Source organism: Pseudoalteromonas sp. ND6B (genome assembly GCF_000764215.1).
Taxonomy (GTDB): Bacteria; Pseudomonadota; Gammaproteobacteria; order Enterobacterales; family Alteromonadaceae; genus Pseudoalteromonas; species Pseudoalteromonas tetraodonis.
Genome location: NZ_JQFL01000067.1, coordinates 1 through 18,818, shown reverse-complemented (window position 1 = coordinate 18,818; position 18,818 = coordinate 1). Strand labels below are relative to the sequence as shown.

General features: G+C 40.5%; 14 protein-coding genes and 2 rRNA genes. 6 read left to right on the top strand and 10 right to left on the bottom strand.

What is annotated here, in order from left to right; all coding sequences use genetic code 11:
- Window positions 1-108: 108 nt before the first annotated feature.
- Window positions 109-1,656: a capsule assembly Wzi family protein gene (locus tag ND6B_RS04170; protein ID WP_033104014.1), complete on the top strand. Its 1,548-nt coding sequence runs from the start codon at window positions 109-111 to the stop codon at window positions 1,654-1,656.
- A gap of 64 nt (window positions 1,657-1,720) precedes the next feature.
- Here ND6B_RS04170 and hldE read toward each other — a convergent pair whose 3' ends face one another.
- Together hldE and ND6B_RS04180 are read right to left on the bottom strand one after the other, a co-directional pair.
- A complete protein-coding gene (gene hldE, locus ND6B_RS04175; RefSeq protein ID WP_033104013.1) occupies window positions 1,721-3,160 on the bottom strand; it encodes a bifunctional D-glycero-beta-D-manno-heptose-7-phosphate kinase/D-glycero-beta-D-manno-heptose 1-phosphate adenylyltransferase HldE in 1,440 nt (479 codons plus the stop codon).
- Entirely contained in the window at window positions 3,160-3,750 is a 591-nt protein-coding gene (locus ND6B_RS04180) for a D-sedoheptulose-7-phosphate isomerase (protein ID WP_024601842.1), read from the bottom strand. The genes hldE and ND6B_RS04180 overlap by 1 nt, the downstream gene beginning before the upstream one ends.
- A gap of 324 nt (window positions 3,751-4,074) precedes the next feature.
- Here ND6B_RS04180 and waaA point away from each other — a divergent pair, with 324 nt between their 5' ends.
- Window positions 4,075-5,358 (top strand): lipid IV(A) 3-deoxy-D-manno-octulosonic acid transferase, encoded by a 1,284-nt coding sequence (gene waaA, locus ND6B_RS04185; protein WP_033104012.1) that lies wholly within the window; start codon window positions 4,075-4,077, stop codon window positions 5,356-5,358.
- Window positions 5,355-5,903 (top strand): DUF1415 domain-containing protein, encoded by a 549-nt coding sequence (locus tag ND6B_RS04190; RefSeq protein WP_033104011.1) that lies wholly within the window; start codon window positions 5,355-5,357, stop codon window positions 5,901-5,903. Before waaA ends, ND6B_RS04190 begins: the two co-directional genes overlap by 4 nt.
- Window positions 5,904-5,939: 36 nt before the next feature.
- Here ND6B_RS04190 and ND6B_RS04195 read toward each other — a convergent pair whose 3' ends face one another.
- From ND6B_RS04195 to purL, 4 genes are all read right to left on the bottom strand, one after another.
- A complete protein-coding gene (locus ND6B_RS04195; protein WP_008468219.1) occupies window positions 5,940-6,269 on the bottom strand; it encodes a YdbL family protein in 330 nt (109 codons plus the stop codon).
- Window positions 6,270-6,280: 11 nt separating this feature from the next.
- Complete coding sequence (locus tag ND6B_RS04200) at window positions 6,281-6,478, bottom strand: YnbE family lipoprotein (RefSeq protein WP_028835526.1); 198 nt, start codon at window positions 6,476-6,478, stop codon at window positions 6,281-6,283.
- The gene (locus ND6B_RS04205; protein ID WP_033104010.1) at window positions 6,475-8,931 is read right to left on the bottom strand and encodes a YdbH domain-containing protein; all 2,457 of its coding nucleotides are present in this window, start codon (window positions 8,929-8,931) and stop codon (window positions 6,475-6,477) included. The genes ND6B_RS04200 and ND6B_RS04205 overlap by 4 nt, the downstream gene beginning before the upstream one ends.
- A 96-nt stretch (window positions 8,932-9,027) precedes the next feature.
- Window positions 9,028-12,918 carry a phosphoribosylformylglycinamidine synthase gene (gene purL, locus ND6B_RS04210; RefSeq protein WP_028835528.1) on the bottom strand — a complete coding sequence of 1,297 codons (3,891 nt, stop codon included), beginning with the start codon at window positions 12,916-12,918 and terminating at the stop codon, window positions 9,028-9,030.
- 211 nt (window positions 12,919-13,129) lie between these two features.
- Here purL and mltF point away from each other — a divergent pair, with 211 nt between their 5' ends.
- Together mltF and ND6B_RS20310 are read left to right on the top strand one after the other, a co-directional pair.
- The gene (gene mltF, locus ND6B_RS04215; protein WP_033104009.1) at window positions 13,130-14,578 is read left to right on the top strand and encodes a membrane-bound lytic murein transglycosylase MltF; all 1,449 of its coding nucleotides are present in this window, start codon (window positions 13,130-13,132) and stop codon (window positions 14,576-14,578) included.
- A 126-nt stretch (window positions 14,579-14,704) separates the two neighbouring features.
- Window positions 14,705-14,875, top strand: a complete 171-nt coding sequence (locus ND6B_RS20310; protein WP_008468235.1) for a hypothetical protein — start codon at window positions 14,705-14,707, stop codon at window positions 14,873-14,875.
- Here ND6B_RS20310 and tadA read toward each other — a convergent pair.
- On the bottom strand, window positions 14,872-15,378 hold the full coding sequence (gene tadA / locus ND6B_RS04220) for a tRNA adenosine(34) deaminase TadA (protein WP_033104008.1): 507 nt from the start codon (window positions 15,376-15,378) through the stop codon (window positions 14,872-14,874). The genes ND6B_RS20310 and tadA overlap by 4 nt on opposite strands.
- Window positions 15,379-15,555: 177 nt before the next feature.
- Between tadA and ND6B_RS04225 the strand changes: the two genes are divergently transcribed.
- On the top strand, window positions 15,556-16,860 hold the full coding sequence (locus ND6B_RS04225; RefSeq protein ID WP_013464270.1) for an inosine/guanosine kinase: 1,305 nt from the start codon (window positions 15,556-15,558) through the stop codon (window positions 16,858-16,860).
- A 22-nt stretch (window positions 16,861-16,882) separates the two neighbouring features.
- Here the strand turns inward: ND6B_RS04225 and glsB are convergent, their stop codons facing one another.
- The 3 genes from glsB to rrf (ND6B_RS04240) all read right to left on the bottom strand — a co-directional run bounded on the left by glsB (window position 16,883) and on the right by rrf (ND6B_RS04240) (window position 18,782).
- Window positions 16,883-17,806 carry a glutaminase B gene (gene glsB, locus ND6B_RS04230; protein WP_028835530.1) on the bottom strand — a complete coding sequence of 308 codons (924 nt, stop codon included), beginning with the start codon at window positions 17,804-17,806 and terminating at the stop codon, window positions 16,883-16,885.
- A gap of 683 nt (window positions 17,807-18,489) precedes the next feature.
- Window positions 18,490-18,604: ribosomal RNA gene (gene rrf / locus ND6B_RS04235) — 5S ribosomal RNA — on the bottom strand.
- A gap of 63 nt (window positions 18,605-18,667) precedes the next feature.
- Window positions 18,668-18,782, bottom strand: a 5S ribosomal RNA gene (gene rrf / locus ND6B_RS04240).
- Window positions 18,783-18,818 lie beyond the last annotated feature (36 nt).

Sequence of the window (18,818 nt, the reverse complement as noted above, 5' to 3'; positions counted from 1 at the left end):
GTAAGCATTTTTCTATATGATTTAACATACCAATTTAGATTTAATTACTGCAATAAGATGCTTAGATTGCTAAACTTACCGGTAATTTCAATCACAAGGATCTGAGCTTTGCGAAACAAAATTTTTATACTTTCTTCGCTTTTTTGTGCAATGAGTACCCCTGTTTATGCTGAACCCTGGGTTAAACCTGATGATTTTGGGTTAAGAGCGGATATCCAGCAACTCGCCGATGCAGGTGTTATTTTAGCCCCGGTAACGACTTACCCGTTAATGTGGAAAAGCTTTATTGCTGATATCGATAATGCCGGACTAGAGCAATTATCACCTCGCTTACAAGATGCGTTATTGCGTGTAAAACATCGTTATAAGTCAGAAAACAGTGGTTCACATAGTGTTCAACTTTCTGCATTTGCCAGCTCAGATCCATTAGCGACCACCAGCTTTGGTGCAACGAATACCCAAGAGTCAGAATTAACAGCAGCCTATGCTTACCTAGGACATAACTTTGCAGCCAAAATTGCGCTTAATCACCGCAGTGATGGTAAAAAGTGTTTAATCAACGGTAAAACAACAGACAATATAGTTAACAATGAGCAAGCACTGACTGACTGCAATGATACCTCACTTGATGATAGCTATTTAGCGTATCGTTTGGGTAATTGGATATTTAGAGCCGGTGCGGTTGAACAGTTTTGGGGACCAGGCGTTGATAACAGTCTAATTATGTCTGGTAACGCCAAACCACTTCCTGCAATAAGTATCAGCAGAGAACAAAGCAGTGCATTTGAAACACCTTGGCTGAGTTGGATTGGTCAGTGGAGCTTTACTGCACAAATGGCAAAGCTAGAGTCAACCCGAGTTGTACCAGATGCGTTATTGTGGAGTACTCGTTTAAATCTTCGTCCAATTCAACAATTAGAAATTGGCTTTAGCTGGTCGGCACAATGGGCAGGCAAAGGACAACCAAGCTCGGCTAGTGACTTTATCGATATGATTGCCGGTGATACAGAATGCGTTGATGGCACCAGTAATTGTGATAGCCAGTTACAGTCAAAAATTGGTAATCAATTAGCCGGTATTGATATTCGCTGGTCTGATACGTTGTTCAATCAACCTTATGCTATTTATGCAAGTACCATTGGTGAAGATGCGAGCTCACAATTTAAACCAGCAGATAGAGCGTATTTATTTGGCTTACAAACAACACATCGCGTTTACGAGCAGAATTTACTAGTCAACTTAGAATATATTGATACAGGTGTCTCTTGCTCTGCGGGGTCAACGACCGAAAACTGCTATTATGAGCACACAGATTATCAATCAGGCTATCGCTATCATGGCCGTCCTATCGGATCTAGTTATGATAATGATACGCAGTCACTAGTACTTACTGTACTTGGGCAACTTTCTAACGGGACTGATTGGCAAGTAAAACTGCGTGATATTGACTTCAATAGCGACAACCGCGATCGTTACCCTAATAATCCAGATTTAGGTAACTCAATCACAAAAACCGCATTTAGTTCTAAGCAGCTTGAAGTACGTTATAGAATGCTTGCCATGGGGGGGCGCTTAACCCTTGGCGGACTTGCCTCTAATAACGATGGAGCAGAAAACGATACCTCTGCATTTGCTAAGTTCGAATACAACTTTTAGTTTCATTAATAACATTAAAAAAGGGGATAAACTGCAGTTTATTCCCTTTTTTTTATTTCATTAACTAGCTTTTTATTTTGCTAATCACTTTTGATGTTGAACAGCCATCTAAAAACTCAAGCACTTCGACTTTTCCGCCATGGCGCAGCACATGCTCCGCACCGGCTATTTGTTCTACCGTATAGTCGCCGCCTTTGACAAGAATATCAGGGCTTATTTGCTCGATAAGTTTTGCCGGCGTGTCATTTTCATCAGCACTTCCAAACGGGATAACCCAATCAACGGAGGCAAGTGCACTGAGGACCATGGCGCGCTCATCTAATGGGTTTATTGGGCGTTCTGGGCCTTTCAAACGAGCAATAGAGTCATCATTGTTTAAACCAACCACTAATCTGTCCCCACGGGCTTTAGCTTGCGCTAAATACCGCACATGCCCTGCATGCAAAATATCAAAGCAACCATTAGTAAATACAATCGTTTCACCATTTTGCTTAGCAAATTCAATATGCTGCAATACGTCATCAAACGGGGTTTGATAATGCTCGCCAGTTGCTTGTAAGTATTGCCCCAGTTTTCGACTTAACTCTTCTGGAGAAACCGTAGCCGCGCCCAATTTACTCACCGCAATACCTGCAGCTAAATTAGCAATTTCTACCGCATCTTTAGGCATCATGCCCGCACCTAACATAACGGCAAGGGTTGCAATAACAGTATCCCCAGCGCCAGTTACGTCACTGACCTCAAGCTCTTGAGCTGCAAAATCATATTTTTCAGTGGCATTTATAAGCGACATACCTTGCTCTGAACGGGTAAGTAACATCGCCGTTATACCCGCATCACTAATGAGGTTTCGTGCACTACTTGCAAGTGTCTCTTCTGAGCCCACTTGCCCGCCTGCTAATTTAAATTCATTTAAATTAGGGGTTATATAATCAGCACCGCGATATAACTGTAAGTCCGATGATTTAGGATCAACAAGTACCGTTTTACCTGCTTTTTTGGCCACACTTATCATCTCTTTGATCAGCGATAGCGAGCCTTTGTTGTAATCAGAAAACACTATAAAGTCGTAATCATTTAGCACAAGCTCTAATCGATTTAATAAAAGCTGGCTATGTGATTCGTTAAAAGTTTCTTCTAAATCTAAACGTACCACTTGCTGATGACGGCTAATTACACGCATTTTAGAAATAGTCGGTAAATCACACACGCTGACAAGCTGTGAATTTATTTTTTCACCTTCTAAAATATTTTCTAAAATTTGCCCACTTTCGTCCTCACCAATAAGGCCTAACAACCCCACTTTACCATCTAAACGGGCTATATTTTTAGCCACATTAGCCGCACCGCCAGCCTTGTCTTCAAATTTACTTACTTTAACAACGGGTACTGGCGCTTCTGGTGAGATACGCCCTGAATCACCATACCAATAGCGATCGAGCATCACGTCGCCCACCACTAAAATACGTGCTGCTGATAAGTTCTTTAGTAAAGATAAATCCATTACTGCTGCTCCGCAACAACCATATCCATGGCTTCACATAACCAATGGCCAATAAACATGTGTGCTTCTTGAATACGCGCGGTTTCGTCGTTTTTAATAATAATAGGTAACTTTGCAATATCTTTTACTTGCCCGCCGTCACGGCCAGTAAGTGCAACCGTGAATGCCCCTATTTTGTTAGCAGCTTCTAATGCTAAATTAATATTTTTACTGGTACCTGATGTAGTTAAACCAATCACGATATCCTCAGGCTTACATAGCGCCTGTACTTGGCGCTCAAACACAGTATCAAAATGATAATCGTTGCTGTGCGCTGTTAAAATAGACGTGTCTGTGGTCAAAGCAATAGACGCTAATGGACCTCGCTCTAATTTATAACGCACCACAAACTCTGCAGCTAAATGCTGAGCATCGGCAGCACTGCCGCCATTACCAAACCAAACCACCTTACCACCAGCTTGTAAAGCACTATGACATGCTTCTAGCAACTGCATTACCTCTTGATGATACGCCTCCATTGTTTCAAACAATACTTGATGACGGTTTAAACTTTCTAGGTAGCTGGTTGCCACTGAATCTATAATTGACATGAGATATTCCTCTTGGAACTGAAATGGCAGGAAAAATTAATTTCATTATTCCATAATTTTATAGCCAAATCACCTCTATATAACTAAATTAGATGTTTCACAGAAACTAAAATCAAAGGCTTACTGCATGGAAATCGTTTTTGTTATAAAAGTAACCATAAGCATTTCCTAAAATCATGAAACTGATGCAATAGCGTGATTTGAATGACATTGATTTAGTTTATACCCTAGTAAATGAACTCAAACCAACTTTTATACTTTGTGTGTTTAGAAATAAGCCGTTTCACGATAAACTAGCTACAATTACCTTAAACAAAGCTCAGTATGGCACGCACTTTTTATTCACTTGCACTAATCATTATTAGCCCTTTGATCATATTTTATTTATATGTATTACGTGGTAAAAAAAATTCGGGTTATCGCGCGCATTTTAAAGAACGTTTTGGGTTTGTACGTCGCTGTTTATTTTCTAATAACACTAAACCTGTTGTTATTCATTGTGCTTCTGTAGGAGAGGTATTAGCAGCTACGCCATTAATTAAAGCGTTGCAAAATGAGCACCCGCAGCTCAATATTCTGATCACTTGTAATACCCCGACTGGCCGCGCACAAATAACAGCACAATTTAAAGATACCGTCGCTACTAGTTATTTACCTATCGATTTTCCTTTTGCCACTGCTCGATTTTTAAAACGCGTAAAACCGCAGTTACTGTGTATTTTAGAAACTGAATTGTGGCCAAATATTATGGCTAATGCGCATAACAAAAAAATCCCGGTATTGGTTGTTAATGCGAGACTTTCTGAGAAGTCGCAGCAGGGTTATCAAAAGGTTGCGCAGTTAACTCACCGTATTATGCACTCTATTACTGCGTTAGCCAGTCATAACAAAACAGATGCAGAGCGTTTTATTGCACTTGGGCTTGAGCCTTCAAAAAGCCATGTTACAGGTTCAATCAAGTTTGATATTAGCCCTACTCAAGAGCAACTAACAAAGGTGAGCGCGCTCAAACAGTACTATAATAGCCAAGAACGTTTTATATGGGTGGCAGGTTCTACTCACCCTATAGAGCATGAATTAATACTCGATGCCCACCAGCAGTTGTTAAAAAAGCAGCCTGATGCTTTATTGATTATTGCCCCGCGACACCCCGAGCAATTTGATAAAGTGGCTGAACTACTCACACAAAGTACTTTAAGCTTTAGTCGTCGTAGCCAAAATAATTACCAAAACGAACACGTTTTACTTGCCGATACGCTAGGTGAATTACAGTGTTTATACGGCGCGGCTAGTGTTAGTTATATTGGCGGTAGTTTGATTCGTCGTGGTGGTCATAACCCGCTTGAGTCAGCCGCATTTTCGGTCGGTGTAATAACAGGCCCTCACACGTATAACTTTGATCATGTCTATCCTGAGTTAACAAAGCTTAAAGGGGCATGCGTGGTAGAAAATGCAGATGAACTGGCACAACAACTCATTACCTTTAGCCAAAATAAAAAGGCATGCCAAACGCTCGGCACAAAAGCTGCGCAATGTGTTGCTAAAAACCAAGGCGCCATAAAAAAAACACTCACTATTATTAATCAATACTTAGAGCCAAAACAGTGACTAACATAGCTATTAGCCAAACCCGAGAATGGGTTTCATCCGTTATTGTAAAATATAACTTTTGCCCGTTTGCCCGTAAAGAAGTCGAAAACAACTGTATTCATTACATTGTAAGTAACGCCAATACTATCGATGATGCTGTAATGGATATGCTTGAGCAATGTATCGAGCTTGACCGCGAGAGAGAACGAGAAACCACGCTAATCATGTTCGATAACGGTTTTAGTGACTTTGAAGACTTTTTAGATTTAGTCGATTTAGCAAATGCGCTATTGGTTGCACAAGGCTTTGAAGGTAAATATCAAATTGCAAATTTTCACCCCGATTATGTATTTGCCGATAGCGATGAAACCGATGCGGCCAACTACACAAATAGAGCGCCGTTTCCTACCTTGCACCTAATTCGTGAAGCAAGTATGAGTGAAGCACTTGAAAATTATGACGAACCTGAGTCTATTCCTGAGCATAATATAAACTTAGCACGCCGAAAAGGCATTGATTTTTGGCAACAATTATTAGAAAACTGTAAAAAACCGAGCGTATAAGCTCGGCTTTTAATACCTTTAGTTAACCCATTAACTTTATTTTTTGACCCAGCTACCGTTTACTTCAATGTAGTGGCCGCTTTGCGTTTTTTCGATTGTTTTTGCCGCTGCCAATGCCTCAACTTGTGCAAGTGACAAGTTATTCTTTTTAGCTAATTTTAAGTACTGTGCCTTACGTTTTTCGTTAACGTCATCAACAACCGCTTTTGCTTCTGTATTTTGTACAACTAATCCAAGGTAGCCTGAGCTGTTTTCACCAACTAAGCCTTGGCTTTTAGCTTCATCTAAACTCATAGCCCAAACTGAAAATGACATACAAACGGCACTAATTAGGGTTACTATATTTAATTTATTTTTAATATTCATATTCTAGCTCCTTAAAATAACTCACTGTCATCGCTAAATAAATTATCGAGCTCTTTATCTACTTTGACACGAATTTCATGATCAACCTTAACATTTAAATTAATAGTGATTGGCTCTTTAGCCGACACCTCAACACGATGCGTGCACGCACTTAGTGCTGATATTGCTGCTAACGCGAGCAGCACTTTTATCGATAACGACTGTCTCATTGCCCATTTCCTTTTTGTGAAAATTGTTGCTCAACTTTTTGTGTAATTTCATCACTTAAACGCAGTGCCCGTAGAAGCGTAAATATGTTTTCTTCATGGTTGTAATTAAAGTTAACTTGCTGCTGCGCTTGCTGATTATAACCTTGTAAATTAACTCCAAGCTTTAACCAACCATCATTTTTAAGTACAACGCTGCTATTGAGTTTTTGAATATCTAAATCAGTCAATAACCCCAGTACAGGTTGCAACTCTTGCTGTTGCTGCATCACAGAATCAAATGCAGCATTATTGCTAATTTTTAAATTGCCCTCACCTTGGCTAAACAGACTGCCTTGGCTAATGTGCACACCATTTTTATTAACGCTCACCGGCAGTGTACCAGCCAAACGTCCTGTTAAAGTAATACCCGACTTATCATCAAGGGTGATCAGCTTACTTGCATCAATATTATTAAACGTTACAGTGCTAACTTGGGTTTCTTGTCCAAGCGTATAGTTATCTAATAAAAATGTACCGCCAAGCACATTACCTTCAACATTACTAACAAGCACATTATTGTTATTGACGAGCCATTGCCCTTTAAGGCCTTTGATAACTGCGCCCGCTCTAAACTCATTTAAATGAAAGGTAGTCGGTTTTACATTAAGCCTACCTGAATTAAACTCCCCGCTAAATACACTACTAAAATCACTTGCAAGGTAGTCATTATAAAGTCCACTTAATTGGCGAATATCTATATCAAAGGATGCCCTTTGTAAATTGACATCGCCACTAATATTGCCGTTAAAAGTACCTTTTGTCAGCTTAGCAAGTGGATAAAACTGATTAATAAAGGTGTTTAATGGCAACACACTTTGCGCTGGCACAATTACCTCAAACGGATGTGCCTGTGACGATATATGATGATTTACCACCAACTCAATATCATCTATAAACGCATGGTGCGACGCTTTAAGTGCACGGCTTTGTAATCCACTCGAGTCTATTTTTATATTATTCAGTCTTATATCAGCGCTATTAAGAGCCTTAATTTGCGTTTTCGCAGTTAAATGAGCAAATAACTCACCTACACCTAGGTTTGCTTTTGCCGTGAGACTATTATTTATATTGGTAAGTTTAAATTCTTTATATGCCGCATTTTTTAACTGATTAGTTAATGTAATTTCTGCATTTAGTTGTTTATCCATTTTCGCGGTTAAACCACCTTGATAATGCACTGCTTTTACATCAAAAGCTTCAAAGCTAGCAACGGAAAATTTACTCTGTGTGTACCCGACGGGTTTTGAGTCAATAAATTCACTTAATTCAAAGTAACCACTGAAATTAAGCATATTAGCAGTAACAGGGATAAATGCGGGTAGTCTTTTAAGCTCAACGTTGTAATCACCTTTAACTTTAGTACCATTTAGCTGAGCACTTATATTAATGCTGTTTATATCTGGCGTGTTTATTTGAGCAGACACCTTTGCCTGCATATTATCAAGCAAAGCGTTAATAGGGAGTGCGGTATCTGTTATTAAAATATCAAAGTGTTTATTACCTTCACTCATCACATTAATTACTGGAATACTCAGCTCCCCCTGTTCTAAACGAAGAGCTTGAGAAAGCTTAACCTGCCAATTTAAAGCAACTTGTTTGCTTACAAAATCTGCGTACTCACTTGGTGGAATTAACTCAGTGCAGCGAGGGCTTAAATTAATTTTGTTATTAAGTGAACCGGTATCTAGGATTAACGCTTGGTTATTTAAATTAAAGCGAGTAGCCATCTGGCCAGTGGTTAATAAATTAAATTGGCATTGCTCAAACGTATGAGCAAATTGAGCGCTAATCCCCCCGCTCAACTTAAGCTCAATCCCGTCAAAACTAAACACTTGTTGAGTATTAAAGTTAACAGCATCGAGTAAGGTGTTTTTAGTGTTTATTACCTGTTTTAACAAAATGTCATCAACTGCTAGCTGACCACTTATTTTATTGGTGGTTAAAATCGCACTCGCATTTATATCGCCCGTTACATTAAATTGATTTAGCGCAGGTTCTAATACACTAAATTTTAATGGTTTATTGAGCTGATTACTGTTTACTACAAGCTGTTTAATATTAATAAGAGGGCGATTTGAAGGTAGCGTTATCTTAAGCTGTTTAGCCGGTTGATTAGCGTTATCACTTTTAGGTAATGGATTGAGCGTTAATATTGCACTTTGAACACTGACATGCTTTGTATTTGCAGTAATATCAGAGAGTTGTAATTGTTGGTTTTGGTAATTTAAACACACAGTATCGGCATGTATATTTAACTTTGAGGTAATTGAAAAATCGAGGCAGCTTAATGTGACACCTGCTTTTTTAAGTTCAGGGGCAATGGCCCATTGTAGTAAAGGCAAGCGAAATACATACCCGAGTAATAATAGACTCAGTAAAAGAGTGCCAACAATTAAACCAATGCGCTTAAACATATTATCCTTACATGTTTTTTAATCACTATAATCAAAAAAGGCTGCACAAGGCAGCCTTTTTTATTTTACATCCAGATCATGAATCTAGTGTGTATATTAACCTACATTTTTACGCGCATTACGGAACATACGCATCCATGGGCTATCCTCTTTCCACTCATCTGGGTGCCAAGAGTTAGCAACAGTACGAAATACACGCTCTGGATGTGGCATCATTACAGTTGCACGGCCATCTGTTGATGTAATACCTGTGATACCTTCTGGCGAGCCGTTCGGGTTCGCTGGGTATTGCGTTGTAGGGTTGCCGTAGTTATCAACAAATTTAACCGCTACAGTACCACTTGCAAGTGCTGCTTTTGTTGCTGCTTCGTTTGCAAACTCTGCATGGCCTTCACCATGAGATACCGCAATTGGCATCCGCGAGCCCGCCATACCATTAAAGAATACCGATGGATTCTCTTGTATTTCAACTAAGCTAAAGCGTGCTTCAAAACGCTCTGACTTGTTCGTTACAAAGCGTGGCCAATGCTCAGTACCTGGGATCAACTCTTTTAATGTTGATAGCATTTGACAACCGTTACATACCCCTAAGCTAAAGGTGTCTTCACGGTGGAAGAAACTTTGGAATTGATCGCGTGCCATGTCATTAAACAGTATTGACTTAGCCCAACCTTCACCCGCACCAAGCACATCACCGTAAGAGAAACCGCCACACGCCACTAAGCCTTTAAATTGCTCAAGTGTTAAGCGCCCTTCTAAAATGTCGCTCATGTGCACATCAACCGCTGCAAAGCCCGCACGGTTAAATGCAGCTGCCATTTCTAAATGAGAGTTTACACCTTGCTCACGTAAAATAGCCATTTGCGGTTTAGCACCAGTTGCAATATATGGAGCTGCAACATCTTCATTTAAATCAAAGTTAAGTTTTACATTTAAGCCAGGATCTTTTGCGTCAAACTTAGCGTCAAACTCTTGCTTAGCACAATCTGGGTTATCACGACGCGCTTGCATTTGATACGTTGTTTCGGCCCAAATTGTACGAAGTTCAGTACGAGTATGATTAAGTACTGTTTGCTCACCACGATTAAACACGATGTTATCGTCGTTATTTAGCGAGCCAATCACATGACTAATTGCGGCAACTCCATGCTGCTCAAATACCGCATTTACAGCCTCTAAATCGCTATTCGCTACTTGAATTACAGCACCTAGCTCTTCGTTATAAAGCGCTTCAATATCAGAGCCGGTCAAAGTCGCTAAATCAACGGTAACACCGGTGTGACCGGTAAACGCCATTTCAGCGATAGTGGTAAATAAACCACCGTCTGAACGGTCATGGTACGCAAGCAACTTGCTATCAGCGACTAGCGCTTGCATTGCGTTGTAAAAACCTTTTAGTAGCTCTGGGCTATCTACATCAGGTGTTGTATCACCTAATTGCTTATAAACCTGAGCAAGGCTTGATGCGCCCAGTCGGTTTTTGCCCGCGCCTAAGTCAACTAAAATAAGCGATGTATCGCCTTTATCTGTTCGTAACTGTGGGGTCACTGTTTTACGTACGTCTTCAACACGACCAAAAGCAGTGATAATAAGCGATAACGGGGATGTTACAGATTGCTCTGTAGCATCATCTTCGTTCTTCCATGTCGTTTTCATCGACATAGAATCTTTACCTACAGGAATTGTTAACCCAAGTGCCGGACATAACTCTTCACCCACCGCTTTTACCGCTTCGTATAAACCGGCATCTTCTCCTGGGTGTCCCGCTGCGGCCATCCAGTTTGCAGATAACTTAATATTTTCAAGAGAGCCAATGTTTGCACAGGCAATATTCGTTAACGATTCTGCCACTGCTAAACGCGCTGAAGCGCCATAGTTAAGTAGTGCTGCAGGCGTACGTTCACCCAGTGACATTGCTTCACCATGGTAAGTGTCATACGTTGCTGCGGTTACTGCACAGTTAGCTACTGGTACTTGCCATGGGCCTACCATTTGATCGCGTGCTACTAAACCTGTTACCGAACGATCGCCAATAGTAATGAGGAAGGTTTTTTCAGCAATGGTTGGTAAACGTAATAAACGTTCTGCAGCATCAGCAGCACTGATATTTTCAACGTCGAGTGCTTTACCTAACACTTGTTGTGATGTTACATCACGATGCATTTTAGGTGCTTTCCCTAATAAAACATCGAGCGGTAAATCAACAGGATTATTTTCAAAGTGACTATCAGCAACCGTTAAATGAGGCTCTGCAGTTGCTTCACCAATAACAGCATATTGCGCTCTTTCACGCTTACAAATAGCTTCAAAACGATCAAAATCTTCAACAGCGACAGCGAGTACATAGCGCTCTTGCGATTCATTACACCAAATTTCGTGTGGTGCCATGCCCGGTTCATCATTTGGGATATTGCGAAGCTGAAATTTACCGCCACGTCCACCGTCACTAACAAGTTCAGGGAATGCGTTAGATAAACCACCTGCACCCACATCATGAATAAACGCAATTGGATTTGCATCACCTAGCTGCCAACATTTGTCGATGACTTCTTGGCAACGACGTTCCATTTCTGGGTTTTCACGCTGTACAGAGGCAAAATCTAAATCTTCATTTGATTGACCCGATGCCATACTTGATGCAGCGCCACCGCCTAAGCCAATGTTCATTGCAGGGCCGCCTAGTGCAATGAGTTTTGCACCAACTGGAATATCGCCTTTTTGAACATGATCAGCACGGATATTACCTAAACCACCGGCAAGCATAATTGGCTTGTGGTAACCACGCACCTCTTCACCATTGTGACTGGTCACTTTTTCTTCGTAAGTACGGAAATAACCTAATAAATTAGGACGGCCAAACTCGTTATTAAACGCAGCACCACCTAATGGGCCTTCAGTCATAATATCTAGAGCATTAACAATACGGCCAGGCTTACCAAAATCACTTTCCCAAGGCTGTTCAAAACCAGGAATACGTAAATTAGATACAGTAAAGCCCACTAAACCCGCTTTTGGTTTTGAACCACGACCAGTTGCGCCCTCATCGCGAATCTCACCGCCCGACCCTGTTGCCGCACCAGAGAAAGGAGCAATAGCCGTTGGGTGGTTATGGGTTTCAACCTTCATTAATATTTCAATGTCTTCTTGGTGATACGCATATTCACCTTGTGCATTCGGGAAGAAGCGACCCGCCTTTGAGCCTTTCATTACGGCTGCATTATCTTTATAAGCAGATAATACATTTTCAGGATTATGCTCAAAGGTGTTTTTAATCATTTTGAACAACGACTTTGGTTGTTCAATGCCATCAATAGTCCAATCAGCATTAAATATTTTATGACGACAATGCTCTGAGTTCGCTTGAGCAAACATAAACAGTTCAATATCGTTAGGGTTACGCCCTAACTTAATAAAGTTTTCAACTAAATAATCAATTTCATCATCAGCAAGCGCAAACCCTTGCTCTATATTTGCTGTGGCTAATGCTTCACGGCCGCCACCTAAAATATCAACTGATGACATTGGACGAGGTGCATCGCTGCGAAATAACTGCGCGGCATCTTCTAATTTACTGTGAGTAGCTTCAGTCATGCGGTCATGAAGAAGTGCTGCAACTTGTGCTAACTGTTCTGCACTTAAATCACCTTCAACATAGTAAGCAATACCTCGCTCTACGCGATGAACTTGTTTAAGCCCACAGTTATGAGCGATATCTGTCGCTTTTGAAGCCCATGGCGAGATTGTACCAGGACGAGGCGTCACTAATACCAACTGACCTGCTGGCGCATGCTCAGCAATTGTTGGGCCGTAGGTTAATAACTTTTCAAGTTTGGTGTGCTCATCAGTGTTTAATGGCGATGTTAAATCGGCAAAGTGAGCGTATTCGGCATATACATTGGTGACAGGAAGTTGCGATTGTTGGCAACGCGCTAAAATTTTATTAACTCTGAACTCTGAAAGTGCTGGTGCACCACGAAGGATCAACATAAGTAATTTCACCCGGGGTTAGGGATTGAACGATATTTTAGGCGCGTATTATAGTCCAAATTACTCTCAGATTTAACTCAAAAATGCGCTTTTCATTAAATTAACTTTTTCTTTTTGTTTACACCTATTTTTTACTCACTGCGATTAAACGATAAGTGACGTAATCAGTAAGTTTTGTTATAACAGGAGATACGATGCTAAAGAGGCGAATATGTTGAAGATAAAGCTAATAACAATCATTACGTTAGTCATACTTTTGTGTGCATGTAATACACAAGAGCAATCAACACAGCTTGCCCAAATCAAATCTGAAAACAAAATTCGTATTGGTACACTTGCCAGTGCAAGTAATTACTATCAAGCCGTTCAAGGGGAGCAAGGATTTGAATTTGAGCTCTCTCAAGCGTTTGCAGACTACTTAGGGGTAGAGCTTGAAATTGTACCCTTTTTTAATTTATCCGAAATGTTTGCGCGCTTGGACAGTGGTGACCTCGATTTAATTGCCTCAGGGCTTACCTACAATAAAGTACGTGCTGAGCGCTATCGCTATGGCCCTACATACAGAACAATTAGCCAAAAATTAGTCTTTAAACAAGGCCGTGAACGCCCTCGTGATTTTGATGATTTAACCGGAAACTTCACCGTTATCGCTAAAAGTAGCCATTCATTAACATTAGAAGAAATTCAACAAACCAACTCAAACTTAAGCTGGAATGAAACCGAAGAGTTTGATGAAGAAGAATTACTGCAAGCAGTTATTGACGGCGAAATAGATTACACCTTAGCGGATTCACATACTTTAGCGCTATTTCGTCGCTATCACCCTAATTTAAGTATTGGCTTTTCAGTTACCCGAAATGATTCAATTGCATGGATACTAAGAAAGTCGAATGATGATTCCCTATACGCATTATTAGTCCCCTTTTTTGGTGAAGCAAAACAAAATAATCAACTTTATGTGCTCGAAGAAAAATACTTCGGTCATGTCCGCCAATTTAATTACGTTAATACCTTGGCATATATAGACGCAATTAAAGAAACACTGCCTAAATATCAACCTTGGTTTATGCAATATGCAGGTAGCCTAGATTGGCGCTTACTGGCAGCATTAAGTTATCAAGAGTCGATGTGGAACCCGCGTGCTAAGTCACCAACCGGTGTGCGTGGTATTATGATGCTAACAAGACGCACAGCAAAACAAGTCGGTGTAACAAACCGCTTAGAACCAGAGCAAAATATACGCGGTGGTGCACAATACTTAGCAAAATTAATTAAACGCGTCCCGGATCGAATCCCTCAACCGGATCGTACTTGGCTTGCACTTGCCGCCTATAATGTAGGTTGGGGACACGTTAACGATGCCCGTATTATTACCGAGCAACAGGGAGCTAGCCCTGATAAATGGGCCGACGTTAAAAAGCGCTTACCATTGTTAGTAAAAAAACGTCATTATCGTAATACCCGTTATGGCTATGCTCGCGGTGATGTAGCTGTGACCTATGTTGATAATATACGCCGCTATTACGATGCGCTTGTTTGGCTTGATGAAAATAATGCAATGGCGCCGATTACCTCAACAAATGAAACAGAAAAGAAAATCGTTAAACCAGATGATTCAGAGCAACGTACAAGTAATGCCGCTGAAGAAGAAAAAAAATAAATACGCAGCTTAGTAATTAACTGAACATCAGAAAATCAAATAGTTGTTTACTTGTAATCAATTATTCAATAATCTGGCTTAATTGTATAAAATTTTGTGTCATTACCAAGCACATAAGGATAAGTCATGCTTAAACGTAGACGTACACATCAACTTAAACGTTGTATAAAGCACTCAACCGCCACTCGTCGTCGAGTGATGTTAAGAAATTTACATAAAAAAATAATTTGGCGCCGCCGCATGTTTGCTATGCAGCAAATGGCTGAATTAGACGCCTTAATAGCAGCAGCTGACTAATCGCTGTTACTATTACGAGCGGCTTGCTTTGCCGCCTTTATTTGTGCTCGGCGACGCTTAAAAAAACTAGAAATAGTCTCTGCACATTGTGTTTCTAATACCCCACCCGTTATTTCTACCTGATGGTTTAAACGAGGTTCTTGTAAAAGGTTCATAATTGAACCAGCAGAACCCGTTTTAGCATCGGCTGCACCAAATACTAAGCGTTTAATTCGGCTATGTACTAATAAACCTGCGCACATAGAGCATGGCTCTAGCGTGACGTAAAGAGTACAGTCAATTAAGCGGTAATTATTAAGTACTTTTCCTGCTTCACGTACCGCTATCATCTCAGCATGAGCCGACGGGTCGTTATCAGTAATTGAACGATTATAGCCTGCGCTAATAAGCTGATTATCTTTAACAATTATAGCCCCTACCGGGATCTCATCTAGCTGCTCCGCTTGTTTTGCATACGCAAGCGCTTGTTCCATCCAATATTGGTCGTCAAATGGCTCTGTCATTATTATTACTTAACTATTTTTTATGCCGTAATTATACCAACTTAGCGCAATAAAATGCGTCATTGATCACTTTATTGCAAAAATAAAACAAATTTAAGTGGTTTGTCATGGCTCATAAGGCAGGATTTACGCTATAATCTCACGCTTTTTTTATTTAGCTCACAACACGGGTAGCAAATGAAATTTCCTGGACGCCGCAGGCATAAACATTATTTTCCAGTGGAAGCCAAAGATCCACTGACCAATCAACTTAACGCCACTGAGCGATTACACCGCAGCTATATTACGGGGATCGATCAAATCGTTGTTGATATAGAAGCTAAGGTTGACCAAGCTTTTCTCGATGAATTTCAATTGCGCCGAGGGATGTCGCAAGTTATAGATAATGACATCACCAATGCTTTATACGATCGCTTAAAACTAAACGACATGGTCGATTACGAATTCGCAGGCGGAACCGTTGGCAACACGATGCACAACTATTCCGTACTTGCTGATGACCGTTCAGTGCTATTAGGTGTAATGAGTGAAAACATAAAAATAGGCAGTTATGCTTATCGCTTTTTATGTAATAACTCAAGTCGCGTAGACTTAGACTACTTACAGCCTGTAGATGGTCCTATAGGCCGCTGTTTCACATTGATTGATGAAACGGGTGAACGCACCTTTGCCATTAGTGCTGGCCTAATGAATTATCTAAAGCCTGAGTCAATTGATAAAGAGCTAATCGAAGGCTCATCGGCATTAGTGATTAGCGCTTATTTAATGCGTACTCAAGGCGATGAAACCATGACCGAAGCGACCATGCAAGCAATCAAGTATGCTAACGATGCAGATGTACCGGTTGTATTAACACTCGGTACTAAGTTTCTTATCGAGCAGGATCCGACATGGTGGGCTAACTTTGTAGAAAAGCATGTTGATATCCTTGCTATGAACGAAGAAGAAGGCCAAGCAATTACTGGATTTGAAGATCCATTACTAGCTGCCGACAAAGCATTAGACTGGGTTGATTTAGTAATTTGTACTGCCGGTGAAAAAGGCTTATTTATGGCCGGTTTTGTTGATGACAGTTTCAAACGCGAAACAGAGTATCCACTTTTGCCTGGTGCTATCCCTGACTTTAATCGTTATGAGTTTTCACGTGCAATGCGTAAAGTTGACTGTGAAAACCCAATAAAGGCATATAGTCATACTGCTCCGTTTATGGGCGGGCCTGACTCGATTAAAAATACCAACGGCGCTGGTGATTGTGCTTTAGCCGCTGTATTGCATGACTTATCAGCGAATGTTTATCATAAGTTGAACGTTGCTAATTCAGCAAAACATCAGCAACAAGCGATTACCTACTCTTCGCTCGCTCAAATTAGTAAATACGCCAACCGTGCAAGTTACGAAGTGCTGGTTCAGCATTCTCCACGCTTATCACGTGGCTTACCAGAGCGCGAAGATTGTTTAGAGCAAGTGTATTGGGATCAATAAAATCCCAATGCACTAAGCGTATTTAAAATATCGATATATCAAGCTTTTTAGATAGCAGCTCTAATGCTGCTATTCCTGCGACTGAATTACCAAAAGAGTTTAATCCTGGGGAATACACTGCCACAGTAAATCTATTCGGTAACACCGCCAATATAGTGCCAGAAACACCTGATTTGCCCGGCATTCCTACTCGATAACCAAAATCACCCGCCGCATCATATAAACCACTGGTAAATAACAACGAATTTAGTTGCTTATTCTGACGACTAGAAAGCACTCGTTTAGAAGAACTGTAATCTATCCCTTTATTAGCTAAAAAATTGTACGCCTTAGCAAGTTCGATACAATTAAGTTCTATGGCACAAAAATTAAAGTATGACCACAGCACATCATCAACTTCATTTTCAAAGTTACCGAATGATTTCATTAAGTGTGCCATTGCCGCATTTCGATGCCTAAACTCATACTCTGAATTAGCCACTTGTTTATCTATTACGATACTTCGATTACCAGATAAATCGCGAAATGTTTCCAGCATAGAGTGCATGGGTGCTGATAAACGACTATATAAAGCATCACAGGTAACTATGGCACCCGCATTAATAAATGGGTTACGGGGTATGCCTTTTTCAAACTCAAGCTGTGTCAGTGAATTAAATGCTGTTCCAGAGGGCTCTTTACCCACTCTACTCCATAGTTCATCGCCATAACGTTGCAGCGCTAATGTAAGAGTCATTACTTTAGAAACAGATTGAATAGTAAAACGCTGTTCACAATCACCCGCGCAAAATATCTCCCCCTCAGTGGTGTAAATGGCAATAGAAAACTGCTCAAGATCAACTTCAGCAAGAGCAGGGATATAATCAGCAACCTTACCTTGGCTCAATAAAGGTTTAACCTCTTGAGTTATCTCATTTAGCACTCGTTGATAATCACTGGTTGGCAATAGACACCTCAATAATATGCAAAGTTAAAATCAAATTTTAACACGTAGGATCTATAACTGCATGAGAATGTTAAGTCTATAAGTTATTAGTAATCTGATAGGAAGCATATACATGATGAGATTGGCTGGCAGTCTCTTTTTTTAAGATATTGCGTAATTCATCTTCAAATTTAAAACAATAAAAAACCAGCATTTTGCTGTAACGTGGTTCTGTTATTTGGAGCCAGTGCGCTAATTTATAGCGACAATACAATAGAACATCCCACTTTTTTGTTTAGTTCCAAGCTGTTTTGTTTGATGTATAGGAATACGAATGCCATGGAGCACAAGATATGCAAGAGCGGCCACTACTAAGTTCCATATACAGTCTTGGCTTGATGTTTTTCTTTATCTCAGACAACAAAAACCCGTTACATTGCTGTAACGGGTTTCTTTAATTGGATCCTGGTAATGTCATGGTGCCCACAGCGGTAGAAAGTCACATAGCAAATGCGACACTATCATTGTGTCGGGGCGGCCTTGTGCGGGGCTCGCCTTTGAGCTGTTTAGGAATACGAATGCCGTGGAGCACAGGATGTACGAGAAAGGCCACCACTGAGTTCGGCATGGGCTCTTGGCTATTTATTAAATCCCAGACAGCAAAAAACCCGTCACATCGCTGTAACGGGTTTCTCTTATTTGGATCCTGGTAATGTCCTACTTTCACATAGCAAATGCTACACTATCATCGGCGCTGTTTCGTTTCACTACTGAGTTCGGCATGGGGTCAGGTGGGTCCAAAACGCTATTGTCACCAAGAAAATTCTTTTCAATTTTCTTATTATTTATTTTTAAATTTAAAGTCTTTCGACTAAATTTGGAGCCTGGTAATGTCCTACTTTCACATAGCAAATGCTACACTATCATCGGCGCTGTTTCGTTTCACTACTGAGTTCGGCATGGGGTCAGGTGGGTCCAAAACGCTATTGTCACCAAGCAAATTTGGTGTAAGTTCGATTTAATCGAGCTTACT